Origin of the sequence: Pseudomonas sp. FH1, from assembly GCF_000510895.2 — a bacterium.
In the GTDB taxonomy this organism is placed as follows: domain Bacteria; phylum Pseudomonadota; class Gammaproteobacteria; order Pseudomonadales; family Pseudomonadaceae; genus Aquipseudomonas; species Aquipseudomonas azotoformans_A.
On sequence record NZ_AOHM01000129.1, the window covers coordinates 343,793 to 356,616 of the forward strand.

Annotated in this window: 14 protein-coding genes; 6 read left to right on the plus strand and 8 right to left on the minus strand. The window is 59.3% G+C overall.

The window, feature by feature from the left end:
- Nucleotides 1-118: 118 nt before the first annotated feature.
- The 5 genes from H096_RS33725 (at nt 119) to pdeM (ending at nt 6,008) form a co-directional block, all read left to right on the plus strand.
- The gene (locus tag H096_RS33725) at nt 119-487 is read left to right on the plus strand and encodes a GtrA family protein (RefSeq protein ID WP_162240134.1); all 369 of its coding nucleotides are present in this window, start codon (nt 119-121) and stop codon (nt 485-487) included.
- On the plus strand, nt 459-1,394 hold the full coding sequence (locus tag H096_RS29410) for a glycosyltransferase family 2 protein (protein WP_082461955.1): 936 nt from the start codon (nt 459-461) through the stop codon (nt 1,392-1,394). The genes H096_RS33725 and H096_RS29410 overlap by 29 nt, the downstream gene beginning before the upstream one ends.
- Nucleotides 1,395-1,417: 23 nt before the next feature.
- Nucleotides 1,418-2,812, plus strand: coding sequence for a phospholipid carrier-dependent glycosyltransferase (locus H096_RS29415; protein ID WP_033902774.1), 1,395 nt, complete (start codon nt 1,418-1,420; stop codon nt 2,810-2,812).
- A gap of 65 nt (nt 2,813-2,877) precedes the next feature.
- Nucleotides 2,878-5,358 carry a ligase-associated DNA damage response DEXH box helicase gene (locus H096_RS29420; protein WP_033902775.1) on the plus strand — a complete coding sequence of 827 codons (2,481 nt, stop codon included), beginning with the start codon at nt 2,878-2,880 and terminating at the stop codon, nt 5,356-5,358.
- On the plus strand, nt 5,358-6,008 hold the full coding sequence (gene pdeM / locus H096_RS29425; protein ID WP_033902776.1) for a ligase-associated DNA damage response endonuclease PdeM: 651 nt from the start codon (nt 5,358-5,360) through the stop codon (nt 6,006-6,008). The genes H096_RS29420 and pdeM overlap by 1 nt, the downstream gene beginning before the upstream one ends.
- 3 nt (nt 6,009-6,011) lie before the next feature.
- On the opposite strand, the gene H096_RS29430 is transcribed toward pdeM, so the two are convergent.
- Both H096_RS29430 and dcd read right to left on the minus strand, forming a co-directional pair.
- Complete coding sequence (locus tag H096_RS29430) at nt 6,012-6,209, minus strand: hypothetical protein (protein ID WP_016976883.1); 198 nt, start codon at nt 6,207-6,209, stop codon at nt 6,012-6,014.
- A gap of 108 nt (nt 6,210-6,317) precedes the next feature.
- Nucleotides 6,318-6,884, minus strand: a complete 567-nt coding sequence (gene dcd / locus H096_RS29435) for a dCTP deaminase (RefSeq protein WP_010212421.1) — start codon at nt 6,882-6,884, stop codon at nt 6,318-6,320.
- 389 nt (nt 6,885-7,273) lie between these two features.
- Here dcd and H096_RS29440 point away from each other — a divergent pair, with 389 nt between their 5' ends.
- Nucleotides 7,274-7,483: a cold-shock protein gene (locus H096_RS29440; protein ID WP_002554837.1), complete on the plus strand. Its 210-nt coding sequence runs from the start codon at nt 7,274-7,276 to the stop codon at nt 7,481-7,483.
- 204 nt (nt 7,484-7,687) lie between these two features.
- Here H096_RS29440 and rpoS read toward each other — a convergent pair whose 3' ends face one another.
- The 6 genes from rpoS to ispF form a co-directional block, all read right to left on the minus strand.
- On the minus strand, nt 7,688-8,692 hold the full coding sequence (rpoS, locus tag H096_RS29445) for an RNA polymerase sigma factor RpoS (protein WP_016976882.1): 1,005 nt from the start codon (nt 8,690-8,692) through the stop codon (nt 7,688-7,690).
- Nucleotides 8,693-8,798: 106 nt separating this feature from the next.
- Entirely contained in the window at nt 8,799-9,635 is an 837-nt protein-coding gene (locus tag H096_RS29450; RefSeq protein ID WP_016976881.1) for a peptidoglycan DD-metalloendopeptidase family protein, read from the minus strand.
- A 209-nt stretch (nt 9,636-9,844) separates the two neighbouring features.
- Entirely contained in the window at nt 9,845-10,480 is a 636-nt protein-coding gene (locus tag H096_RS29455) for a protein-L-isoaspartate(D-aspartate) O-methyltransferase (protein WP_010212427.1), read from the minus strand.
- Between the two features lie 41 nt (nt 10,481-10,521).
- The gene (gene surE, locus H096_RS29460; RefSeq protein WP_016976879.1) at nt 10,522-11,271 is read right to left on the minus strand and encodes a 5'/3'-nucleotidase SurE; all 750 of its coding nucleotides are present in this window, start codon (nt 11,269-11,271) and stop codon (nt 10,522-10,524) included.
- The gene (gene truD / locus H096_RS29465; RefSeq protein WP_033902777.1) at nt 11,259-12,317 is read right to left on the minus strand and encodes a tRNA pseudouridine(13) synthase TruD; all 1,059 of its coding nucleotides are present in this window, start codon (nt 12,315-12,317) and stop codon (nt 11,259-11,261) included. The genes surE and truD overlap by 13 nt, the downstream gene beginning before the upstream one ends.
- Nucleotides 12,314-12,787 carry a 2-C-methyl-D-erythritol 2,4-cyclodiphosphate synthase gene (ispF, locus tag H096_RS29470; RefSeq protein ID WP_025855145.1) on the minus strand — a complete coding sequence of 158 codons (474 nt, stop codon included), beginning with the start codon at nt 12,785-12,787 and terminating at the stop codon, nt 12,314-12,316. Before ispF ends, truD begins: the two co-directional genes overlap by 4 nt.
- Between the last annotated feature and the right edge of the window lie 37 nt (nt 12,788-12,824).

Genomic DNA, 12,824 nt, shown 5'->3' on the forward strand with positions numbered 1-12,824 from the left:
ACAGTTAAGACATTTCCTTCAGCAAACAATTAAAAACCCACAACAAATACCATTTCACAACGTGACATTTGATTCACGTCTCATCTTATACATTCTGGCAATGCAAAGAATACTGAGTTTGTTCATCCGCTACTTGAGCGCAGGCGCCATCGCGACGTTGGTTCATTACGGGGTATTTGTTTGTTTATTAAGGTGGTTCGCCCCCACGCCATCGACGTTTCTTGCTGCGTCTACAGGGGCTTTGATCGCCTATTGCCTGTCCAGGCATTGGGTATTTGCACAACGATCCTGTAACAGATTGCGTTTTTTTATTACGGCCACCAGCCAGGTTTTAACCAACACCTTAATGGTCAACTTACTGACCTTCTGGGGGGCTCCTCCACTGCTTGCACAAGTACTGGCAACCGCCGCCGTTACCTTTCAGGGCTTTACGATCAACCACTTCTGGGTATTCAAACATGACCTTCATCGCAAGCCTTTCCAGTGAACCCATACCGGATGCACAACTTACAATACTGGTCCCCTGCTTTAACGAACAATGCGTAATAGCCGAACTTCACTCACGGCTGATGGCAATCGTCGACGGATTGAAAGTCCCCACTGAAGTGCTCTATATCAATGACGGCAGCCAAGACCGGACAGCGGCGATCATCGATCAGTTTTCCCAGGACCCACGGGTCAAGAGCCTGCACTTGAGCCGTAACTTCGGCAAGGAAGCCGCCATGCGCGCGGGCATCAATGCCGTGGAAAGCGGCGCGGTGATCATCATGGACAGCGACCTGCAGGACCCGCCCGAGTTGATCCCGCTGATGGTGCAGGAATGGCTCAAAGGCTACGAGATCGTGAACATGCAACGCCGTTCGCGGCGGTGTGACTCCTGGGCGAAACGCACCGCTGCGCGACTTTACTACGCGACCATGGATCAACTGATCGACGACTTCGAGATACCCCAGCAAGTCAGCGACTTCAGGTTGATCGGGCCCCATGCACGGGCAGCCATACGCGCCATGGACGACAACGCCGGCGTGTTGAAACTGCTGGTCAGTTGGCTCGGCTATCCGAGTACCGAAGTGAACTACGACCGCACCGCGCGCCAGGCCGGCAGGACCAAATGGAACACGCTGTCATTGCTGGACCTGTGTGCCGACTCGATTCTGGCCTTCTCCACACGTCCACTGCGGATGTACAGCTACTTGAGTGTCACCAGCTTTCTGATCGGCTCGCTGTGGGTCGTTGCGGCGGCGACCTTCGGCGAACTCACCCACGAACATCTGCTGGTGCAATCGATCCTGTTGCTGTGCCTGGGCACCGCCGTGATCGGCGAGTACGTCGGCCGGGTGCTGAAGGTGGTGAGCCCCAGGCCCAACGCTCTGCATAAACGCAAGCACCCTTGAATCCCTTCGAAAAGGTTGTCGTCATGAACCGTTCCGCCTCCATCCGTCTGCTCTGGGGCATACTGATGACCGTGCTGCTGGTGCGCCTGGTCACACTGGGGCTGTATCCGCTCATGGACACGTCGGAAGCCCGCTATGCGGAAATTGCCCGCAAGATGCTGGTCTCCAATGACTGGATCACTCCGATGTTCGACCACGGCGTGCCATTCTGGGGCAAACCACCGCTGTCATTCTGGCTACAGGCATTGAGCATGCAGGTGTTCGGCATCAACGAATTCGCCAGTCGTTTCTCCAGTTGGTTGATGCATGTCGCCAGTTGCCTGCTCATCGTGCATTTCGCCAGCCGGGAACGCAGCCTTCAGGTCGGGTTGACCGCGGCGATTATCTATTCGACATGCGCCCTCGGGTTCTTTGCCAGCGGCGCGGTCTTGACTGACAGCGCACTGGCCTTCGCCCTTCTGCTCGCCCATTTGGGGTTGTGGCGCGGGCTGGTACACGCGGACCGAGGCTGGGCGCTGGTCGGTTTTTTGGGGCTGGGCCTCGGCCTGCTCGCGAAGGGCCCATTGGCGCTGGTTCTGATTACGCTGCCAGCAGCCCTGTGGCTGGCCCTCACTGGCCACTGGCGCCGGCTGCTCAGCCTGCCGTGGTTGCCAGGCATCGCGTTGATGCTTGCCGTGGCGCTGCCTTGGTATTGGCTGGCGGAACAAAAGACACCGGGGTTCCTGAAATACTTCATCGTCGGCGAACACTTCAGCCGCTACGTCATCAGTAACTGGCAGGGCGACCTCTACGGCAGCGCACATGCCCAACCCTTGGCGATGATCTGGCTGCATCTGCTGGGCGGGCTTTTACCTTGGGCATTGTTCCTGCCATTGCTGGTGAAGTGGCGCTCCTCAGTGCATGGCCAGCGCGAATACTTCATCTTTGTACTGGCATGGGCGCTTTCAACACCGCTGTTCTTCACCCTCTCCACCAACATTCTCTGGACCTACGTACTGCCTGCGCTGCCGGCCTGGGCGCTACTGCTGGCCGATGTCATCTGCCAGAAAATACGCGCAATCGTCATCGCCGCCGTAGCACTGGCACTGCCGATCACCGGCTGCCTGATCATCATCAGCGGCCAGCTGTCCGATCGCCCACAAAACCAGAAAGACATGGTTGCCTTGTGGAAGGTGCAACAACCCGCCGCCCCCGGCGACCTGATCTATCTGGGGACGCGCTCCTATTCGGCGGAGTTTTACAGTGCTGGCTGGGCTCGCCACACCCAACAGCTGCAACAGCTGCCACTGTCCCAGGACTTTTATCTGGTTCGACGCCAGGCCAGCATGCCGCTGGACATGCCGGCGTCCGTGACTTGCGCAAGGGTGGGCCAGGCCAACGCTTCCGGGTTGCATTATTGCGCCGTCAAGTCGCAATAACCGGTTAAACCTTTGCCATGCCGCGAGGGTCTGTGAAATAGGCCCTCCAGAGCATCAGCCGTTGTATGGCAACTTCCCGCAACTTCGCCAAGACATGGTTTGCCACCAAGGGCTGGAAGCCGTTCACCTTTCAAAAAGACGTATGGGCGGCGGTTAAAGCAGGCCACTCGGGATTGCTGCATGCCAGCACCGGTTCCGGGAAAACCTACGCGCTGTGGTTTGCTGCCCTCAATCGTTTCGCCATCGCCCGCGCCCCGACTACCGGCAAACGCAAACCGCCTGCCGAACCGTTGACGGTGCTGTGGATCACGCCGATGCGCGCCCTCGCCGCCGACACCGCGCGCGCCCTCGAAGCGCCACTTGAAGCGCTACAGATTCCGTGGAGCGTGGGCCTGCGCACGGGCGACACCAGCAACAGCGAACGCGCGCGGCAGACCCGTCGCCAGCCCACCGCGCTGGTCACCACCCCGGAAAGTCTGACGCTGATGCTCGCCCGTGCCGACAGCGAGGCCAGCCTGGGGCACCTGCGCATGGTGGTAGTGGATGAATGGCACGAACTGATCGGTAATAAACGCGGCGTGCAACTGCAACTGGCGCTGGCACGGTTGCGGCGCTGGCACCCAGATCTGATGGTGTGGGGTATTTCGGCGACCTTGGGTAATCAGGCTCACGCGCTGGAGGTCTTGGTCCCACAGGGCGACGGGATCAATGTGCAGGGGCAAACGGCTAAACAGTTGGTGATCGACACCTTACTGCCCCCCGTGACAGAACGCTTTCCATGGGCCGGTCATATCGGTTTGAAAATGTTGCCCCAAGTGGTGGCCGAGGTAGACGCCAGTAATAGTTGCCTGGTGTTTACCAACACGCGGGCGCAATCGGAGATCTGGTTCCAGGCATTGCTGGACGCCCGCCCCGATTGGGCCGGGGTGATTGCGCTGCACCATGGCTCTTTATCCAGAGAAACCCGTGACTGGGTGGAACGGGCCTTGAAAGACGGCCAGCTCAAGGCGGTGGTGTGTACCTCAAGCCTGGACCTGGGAGTGGATTTCCTGCCAGTGGAGCGTGTGTTGCAGATCGGCTCGGCCAAAGGTGTGGCGCGGCTGATGCAACGCGCCGGGCGCTCGGGGCATGCGCCGGGGCGGCCGTCGCGGGTGACGTTGGTGCCGACCCACAGCCTGGAGTTGGTGGAAGCCGCCGCGGCCCAGGATGCGATTGCGCAACGGCGTATCGAGGCACGGGAATCGCCTTACAAGCCTTTGGATGTGCTCGTACAACATTTGGTGAGCATGGCGCTGGGCGGTGGCTTTACGCCGGATGCGTTGCTGGCGGAAGTGCGCAGTGCCTGGGCCTACCATGACCTGACGGCTGAAGACTGGGCCTGGGCCCTGGGTTTTGTGCGGCACGGGGGGCTGTCGCTGACGGCCTACCCGGATTACCGACGCGTGGAGCCGGACGAGCACGGCATCTGGCGCGTCCCGGATGCACGACTGGCGCGGCGCCATCGGATGAGCGTGGGCACTATCGTCAGTGACGCCAGCATCCATCTGAAATTCTGGAGCAAGGGTGGTGGCGGCAAGAACCTGGGCAGTGTCGAGGAAGGGTTTATTGCACGGCTCAAACCGGGAGATGGGTTCCTGTTTGCCGGGCGCCTGCTGGAATTGGTCCGTGTGGAAAACATGACCGCTTATGTACGTCGCAGCAGCGCCAAGAAAGCCGCTGTGCCGCGCTGGAATGGCGGGCGCATGCCGCTTTCCAATGAACTGGCGCAAGCGGTGGTGGAGCGCTTTGATGCTGCGGCCCATGGGCACTTTGAAGGGCCGGAGATGCAAGCGGTGCAACCCTTGTTGCAGACACAGTTGCGCTGGTCGGGCTTGCCGACTCGCAAGCATTTGTTGGCTGAGGCGCTTAAGTCACGCGAAGGCTGGCACCTGTTTCTCTATCCCTTTGCCGGGCGCCAGGTGCACCTGGGGCTGGCGAGTCTGTTGGCATGGCGCGTGAGCCAAGGGCAGGCCGTTACCTTCTCGATCGCGGTCAACGATTATGGGCTGGAACTGCTGAGTGCCACCGAAGTGGATTGGCCGACGGTATTGAACGGAGCGCTGCTGAGTCCGCAGAACCTCCTGGAAGATGTAGCGGCCAGCCTGAATGCCGGGGAACTGGCCCTGCGCCGTTTTCGTGAAATCGCGCGCATTGCCGGGTTGGTATTTGCCGGCTACCCCGGCGCGCCGAAAAGTACCCGGCAGGTGCAGGCTTCCAGCGGGTTGTTCTTTGAGGTGTTCAAGCAGTACGACCCACAGAACTTGTTGCTGACCCAGGCAGGCGAAGAAGTCCTACGCGATGAGCTGGACATTCGTCGCCTCGAAGAGACATTACGTCATCTTTGCGCGCTGAAACTGGACTTGCATCGGATCGAACGCCCTACGCCCTTGGCATTCCCGCTGCTGGTTGAACGGATGCGCGAAAGCATGAGTTCGGAAAAACTCTCAGAGCGCATCGCACGGATGGTCAAGGACCTGGAAAAAGTCGCGGATAACGGGAAACGCTGATGGTGTGCACGGTGATGCTGGAGGGTGAGGAATTGTGGTTGCTGGCAGACAAGGCGGTCTACTGGCCTGCGCGCCAATGCCTGATGATCGCCGACGCACATTTCGGCAAGGCCTCGGCGTATCGCAGCCTCGGGCAGCCGGTGCCACAAGGCACCACCACAGAGAACCTGCAGCGCCTGGACCGGTTGCTCTCGGCGCTAGCCTGCACTCAGGTGATCTTTCTCGGCGACTTCCTGCACGGTCCGGGATCACACGCCAGTGGCACGCTGGGCGCATTGAGACGCTGGCGGGCCCTTAATCCTGACCTGCCCATTACATTGATTCGGGGCAATCACGATAAACGCGCGGGGGACCCGCCCGAGGACTTGAGGATAGATGTGGTAACGGAGCCGCTGCTGGTGGGCCCTTTTGCCTTGCAGCACGAACCTGACGCCCATCCCAGCCACCACGTGCTGGCGGGGCATGTACATCCGGTGTACCGGTTGCGCGGCAAGGGTCGGCAGAGCTTGCGGCTGCCGTGCTTTGTGATCGGCGCCCGAGTCAGCCTGCTGCCGGCGTTCGGTGCATTTACCGGCGGGCATGGGGTGGAGCAGGACAATGACCGCCGAATCTATGTGATTGGCGATCATGAAGTCTGGCCGGTGAGCTAGTAATCAGGCGACAGGCGCGGGTGGTGGCTCGTCCGGCAAGGTCGGCTCGCCTGGTTCGGTGGGCTGTGGATAGTCCGGCTCAGGCTGGCCGGGGATGCCGCCGGCATAAGCAGGATCGGCCATCAGGGACCAGGCCAGAACGCCAATCTGATTGGGTTCAAGCCGGGCAAGTTCTGCGCTTATTCGCGGGTCGAGCTTCATAAGGTACTCCTCAAGCGTGGCCCGGGGCGTTTTACACACGCCGGGGCAGTACACCTAGATAGAGTCACTTTCTGCAGACTAATTCCCTTTACGCGTAGGAGCTTTCGATCAAGCGCGTGGGAGAGTGACGCCTCGCTGGCCTTGGTACTTGCCTGCGCGGTCTTTATAGGACACTTCACAGGCCTCATCGGACTGCAGGAACAGCATCTGTGCCACACCTTCGTTGGCGTAGATTTTCGCCGGCAGCGTGGTGGTGTTGGAGAACTCCAGGGTCACATGCCCTTCCCACTCCGGCTCAAGCGGAGTCACGTTGACGATGATGCCGCAACGCGCGTAGGTGCTTTTACCCAGGCAGATGGTCAGCACGTCACGGGGAATACGGAAGAATTCCACGGTGCGCGCCAGGGCGAAGGAGTTCGGCGGAATGATGCACACGTCACTCTTGACGTCGACGAAGCTCTTTTCATCGAAATTCTTTGGATCGACGATCGCCGAATTGATGTTGGTGAACACCTTGAATTCATCGGCGCAGCGCACATCGTAGCCGTAGCTGGAAACGCCGTAGGAAATCACCGGCGCATCGCCCTGGCCACGGATCTGGCGCTCGACGAACGGTTCGATCATGCCGTGTTCCTGCGCCATGCGGCGAATCCACTTGTCCGATTTGATGCTCATGGCGGGTGTCCTGAATAGCGAGGTGGAAAAATTCTGTGGGGCATCTTACCGGGGCCGGCGTTGGGGTTCAAAGGTCACAAGGCTTTTCTTGACGAATGCGCCTGCTGCTATAAGCCGTAGCCAGCGGGGCCGGGACCTGTATTGGCGTGCCCGGTGAGCGGAAACATCACCGCCAGTCACGAAAATGGAGAAACCTTCGGAAATATCATTGGCACGTCCCGGAAAAAGGGTTAAGGTGGCGCCACTGTGCTGCTTGTGTCACTGAGAATCTCTACACGATATGTTGAATTTCGATCCAACCATCTCCAAGAATTTTTCCTGCTCTTTGCACTCAGTCTCGGCCAGGGCTTTTCCTGAGTCGCAGTTAACTTTGTCCAAGGAGATACACCATGTCTAATCGCCAAACTGGTACCGTTAAGTGGTTCAACGATGAAAAAGGCTTCGGCTTCATCACTCCACAATCCGGTGACGACCTGTTCGTTCACTTCAAAGCTATCCAATCCGACGGCTTCAAAAGCCTGAAAGAAGGCCAACAGGTTTCTTTCATCGCTACCCGCGGTCAGAAAGGCATGCAAGCTGAAGAAGTTCAAGTTATCTAACTTGTACTGACTTAGTCGAAAAGACCCCGCCCTTAAAAGCGGGGTTTTTTTATGCCCGGGATTTGGTTCTAACACCCATGTAATGCCGAGCACAAAAAATGTGGGAGCGGGCTTGCTCGCGAAGGCGGTGAATCAGTCGGTACATTCGTTGACTGACACTCCGCTTTCGCGAGCAAGCCCGCTCCCACATTTCGTCCTGCGTAGTTACTGAAACAACGACTCACTCGACAAGCCATTCTTCTCCAGGATCTCACGCAAGCGCTTGAGCCCCTCCACCTGGATCTGCCGCACCCGCTCACGGGTCAGGCCGATCTCCAGGCCTACGTCCTCCAGGGTGCTGCTCTCATGGCCACGCAGGCCGAAGCGGCGAATCACCACTTCACGCTGCTTGTCCGTGAGCTCCGACAGCCACTGGTCAATGCTTTGGGAAAGATCATCGTCCTGCAACAGCTCGCAAGGATCGGTAGGACGATCATCCGTCAGGGTGTCCAGCAGGGTTTTATCCGAATCCGGACCCAGCGAGACATCGACCGAAGACACGCGCTCATTGAGACCCAGCATGCGCTTGACCTCTCCTACCGGTTTTTCCAGCAGGTTGGCGATTTCTTCAGGCGAAGGTTCATGATCGAGTTTTTGGGTAAGCTCACGCGCTGCTCGCAGGTAGACGTTGAGCTCCTTGACCACATGGATCGGCAACCGGATCGTGCGGGTCTGATTCATGATCGCCCGTTCGATGGTCTGACGAATCCACCAGGTGGCGTAGGTCGAAAAGCGGAAGCCCCGCTCAGGGTCAAACTTCTCCACAGCCCGGATCAAGCCCAGGTTGCCCTCCTCGATCAGGTCCAACAGGGACAGCCCACGATTGACATAGCGTCGGGCGATTTTCACCACCAGGCGCAGGTTGCTTTCAATCATGCGCTTGCGCCCAGCCGGATCGCCCTTTTGCGACAAGCGCGCAAAATGGACTTCTTCTTCGGGGGTCAGCAGAGGGGAAAAGCCGATTTCATTGAGGTACAGCTGGGTCGCATCGAGCGCCCGCGTGTAGTCAATGTACTTGTGTTGCTTTAACGCGGTGGAGTTCTTGGACTTGGTGCGAACTGAAGGTACAGCAGGTCCCTCATTCGACATCGATTCCGTATCGATACCGGTCTCCATAAGGAGAACCTCATCGTCGATGTCAAACTCCGGCGCTTCTTTACTGAGAGCCATTGTTATAGTCCTTTGGTGAGTTCGACCTCAAGCTCAAGCGGCGCCTTTATCCTTGGCAACGCTGGAGCCTGTTCCTTCTACGTGAGGGAACAGGCTGTGCAACACATCAACGACGGGGTAGGAATTGCAGTGGGTCTACAGGCTTCCCTTGGCGGCGAATCTCAAAGTGCAGTTTCACCCGGTCTGTACCAGTTGACCCCATTTCGGCAATTGTCTGTCCGACTTTGACCTGCTGCCCCTCCCGAACCAACAGCCTACGGTTGTGACCGTAAGCACTGACGTAGGTATCGCTGTGTTTGATGATGACCAGCTCGCCGTAGCCCCGTAAACCACTCCCGGCGTACACCACTGTCCCATCAGACGCAGCTAAAACAGGCTGTCCCAAATCACCGGCGATATCAATGCCTTTATTCAAACTACCGTTTGAAGAGAATTTTCCAATCAGCACTCCGTTTGAGGGCCATCCCCAACCGGTCGGCGCAGGCCCGGCAGGTGGCAACGGCGCGGGTGCCGGCTTGGTCGCAGGGGCCGGTGTGGCGGTGCCTGCAGGCCGGGTGATGATGGTGGTTTTGCTCGAAGACGACGGCGAAGATCCGGTGTTTGTCACAACTGCCGTAGGCGTTGAACCGGTACGCCCGTCGAAGCGAATCGTCTGACCCGGATGTATCGTGTATGGCACAGGAATATTGTTACGTGCTGCAAGTGCCTTGTAATCCCAACCATATCGGAAGGCGATCGAGAACATCGTATCGCCCTTGCGCACCACATATTGTCCGGTGGTCACCGTCGGTTTCTGCGGGGCGGCATTATTACGGTCAACCACCCGTGCGCCGCTGCTTGGCGAGCTGGAACACCCGACCAACACGGAACTGAAGACGAGGCCAAGCACCAGTCGATGAAAGCTTGTTTTACTCATACGCTGCGCAAGACCTGTGAGACTCACCCGCCGCTCCCTTTGTGGTGGCTGAACATGAATGCCTGTATCAGGCTTGAAATATGACGCAAGTATAACTGGGCATTGGCTTTTTACCGGCACACGACTGAAACGAAAAATTCATCGTGTTTAATGCCGACGCCCGATCATGTTGACTCGATAGACCCCGCCGTAAGACACATCCCCACCAACAGAATTCACTGCCGGCGAACAAATGATCAGGCCAGCGGGCCATTGAGCAATGGCACGAAGCGCACGGCGCCGAGTACATGCCGGGAAAAGCCTTCTTCCTCACGGATAATGAGCATCAATTGTTGCACTTCACCGGAGCCTACCGGGATGACCAGACGTCCGCCTGGAGCGAGTTGATCGAGCAACGCCTGGGGCACATCGGTGGCTACGGCGGTGACGATGATGCCGTTGTAAGGCGCCAGCGCCGGCCAGCCTTCCCAGCCATCGCCCCAGCGAAACACCACGTTGCGCAGGTTCAACTCCACCAGGCGCTCCTTGGCACGGTCTTGCAGCACCTTGATGCGCTCCACCGAAAACACCCGCTCCACCAGTTGCGCCAGTACGGCGGTCTGATAGCCGGAGCCGGTGCCGATTTCCAGCACCTTGTCCAAAGGCCCCGCCGCCAACAGCAGCTCGCTCATGCGCGCCACCATGTACGGCTGGGAGATGGTCTGGTTGTGGCCGATGGGCAGCGCCGTGTCTTCATAGGCACGGTGGGCCAGGGCTTCATCGACAAACAGGTGCCGAGGCGTACGCCGGATCACTTCCAGCACTTGAGCGTTGGACAGACCCTCTTCGTACAAGCGCTGGATCAAGCGTTCGCGGGTGCGCTGGGATGTCATGCCAATGCCCCGGCGCAGCAAGTCGTCTTGTTCGCGGCCCATCAGCGCAGCCCCTCCAGCCAGCCATCGAGACCACTGAAGGCATCACTGAAGGTGCGATCGAATTGCAACGGGGTAATCGATACGTAGCCTTGCATCACGGCATGAAAGTCCGTGCCTTCACCGCCATCTTCCGCATCACCCGCCGCGGCAATCCAATAGCCTTCCTTGCCACGCGGGTCGACCACCTTCAACGGCGCCGCCGCGCGGGCGCGATGGCCCAGCCGCGTCAGCTGGATGCCGCGAATATGGTCGAGGGGCAAGTTGGGAATATTGACGTTGAGCACCGTGCGCGGTGGCAGGCTCAGGGAGCCATGGGCCTCCACCAGCTTGCGCGCAAAATACGCAGCGGTCGGCAGGTTATCCAGTTGGCGCGAAGCAAACGAAAAGGCGAACGCCGTACGCCCCAGGAAGCGACCTTCGAGCGCCGCCGCCACGGTGCCGGAATACAGCACGTCATCGCCCAGGTTGGCACCGAGGTTGATACCCGATACCACCAGGTCCGGCTCCTGATCCAGCAGGCTGTTGATCGCCAAATGGACGCAGTCGGTAGGGGTGCCGTTCACGCTGATAAAGCCATTGGCCAGGACGTGCGGGTGCAGCGGACGGTCGAGCGTCAGCGAACTGCTGGCGCCGCTCTTGTCCTGGTCGGGGGCGACCACCACGCACTCGGCGTAATCTTCCAGCGCAGCATAGAGCGCGGCAAGACCGGGTGCGGTGGCACCGTCATCGTTTGATATCAGAATACGCATGGGTTGTCCGTCTGCCCCACCGGCACCAGATCAACAAGCTCGCGCACCAAGACAGTGGCGAAGCATCCGGCCGGCAGGACGAATTCCAATTGCAGAATGTCCAGCGAGGGATAATGCCACGTCAAACCGCCAATGGGCAGTCGCAGAATGCGACGTTCCTGGCTCATGCCGGCATTCACCAGCCAATCACGCAGGTCGGCTTCATCGGCAGCAACAGCCTGTTCGAGTTCAAAGGTTGCACCCGTGGCAGGCGAATCGCCTTCGCCCCACTGCGGGCCGGTCGGGTGCAGGTCCAGGATCGCCAGGCGCGGGTCGCTGCATTCAGCCTCCCCTGCCGGAAAAAAACTGCGGCTGTCGGTAAACGCCAGCAAGTCGCCGACCTGGGCACGTTGCCACGAACCATCGGCCACACGCGCCGCCAACACTTTGTTGAACAAGAAGCTGCGCGCCGTGGACAGCAACCGCGATCGCACGTTGCGCTGTTCCGGCAAGGCCTTGCGCGCGGCCCACTCACGGGCGTCGACCACGTTGCCGCCGTTGTGGCCAAAACGCTGGGCGCCGAAATAGTTGGGAATGCCGTGTTGTGCAATCAGTTGCAACCGCGCATCGATAGCGGCGGTATCACCGGCCAACTGGGTCAGGCGCAAGGTGAAACCATTGGCCGAGTGCGCACCGCGTTGCAGCTTGCGCTTGTGGCGGGCGGTCTTGAGGATCTTGAGCGTGTCGTTTTCCGCCGCGCTCATGTCCGGGTCGGCCTTGCCGGGCAGCTGCACGCTGAACCACTGGCGAGTCAACGCCTGGCGATCCTTGAGCCCGGCATAGCTGACCGTGCGTAACGGCACGCCCGCTGCCTTGGCGATCCGCCGCGCGGCTTCCTCGGTATTGAGCCCGCGTTTTTCCACCCACAACCACAGGTGCTCACCTTCTCCGGTTAGCGGGATATCCAGCACTTCGTCGACCTGGAAGTCTTCGGCCGTCGCCTTCAGTACCGCGCTGCCCAAGGCCTCGCCATAGGCCCGTGGACCCAACAGTTGCAGGTCATTCATGCGCGCAGCAACAAGGCAACAGAGTGCACCGCAATGCCCTCTTCCCGACCGGTGAAGCCGAGCTTTTCGGTGGTGGTGGCTTTCACGTTCACTTGATCCAGTTCAATGTGCAGATCCGCGGCAATCAGCGCACGCATCGACTCGATATGGGGGGCCATCTTCGGCGCCTGGGCCACGATGGTGTTATCGACGTTGCCGACCTTCCAGCCTTTGGCATGGATCAAGCCGACCACATGACGCAGCAGTACACGGCTGTCCGCGCCCTTGAAGGTCGGGTCGGTGTCCGGAAAGTGCTTGCCGATATCGCCCAACGCCGCTGCGCCGAGCAAGGCATCGCTCAAGGCATGCAACACAACGTCGCCGTCGGAATGAGCCAGCAACCCATGGTGGTGCGCAATGCGCACGCCGCCCAGGGTGATGAAATCGCCTTCAGCGAAACGGTGCACATCGTAGCCGTGGCCAATACGCATAAAAAAACGCCCCGATTTAATTCAGGGCGTGATTCTA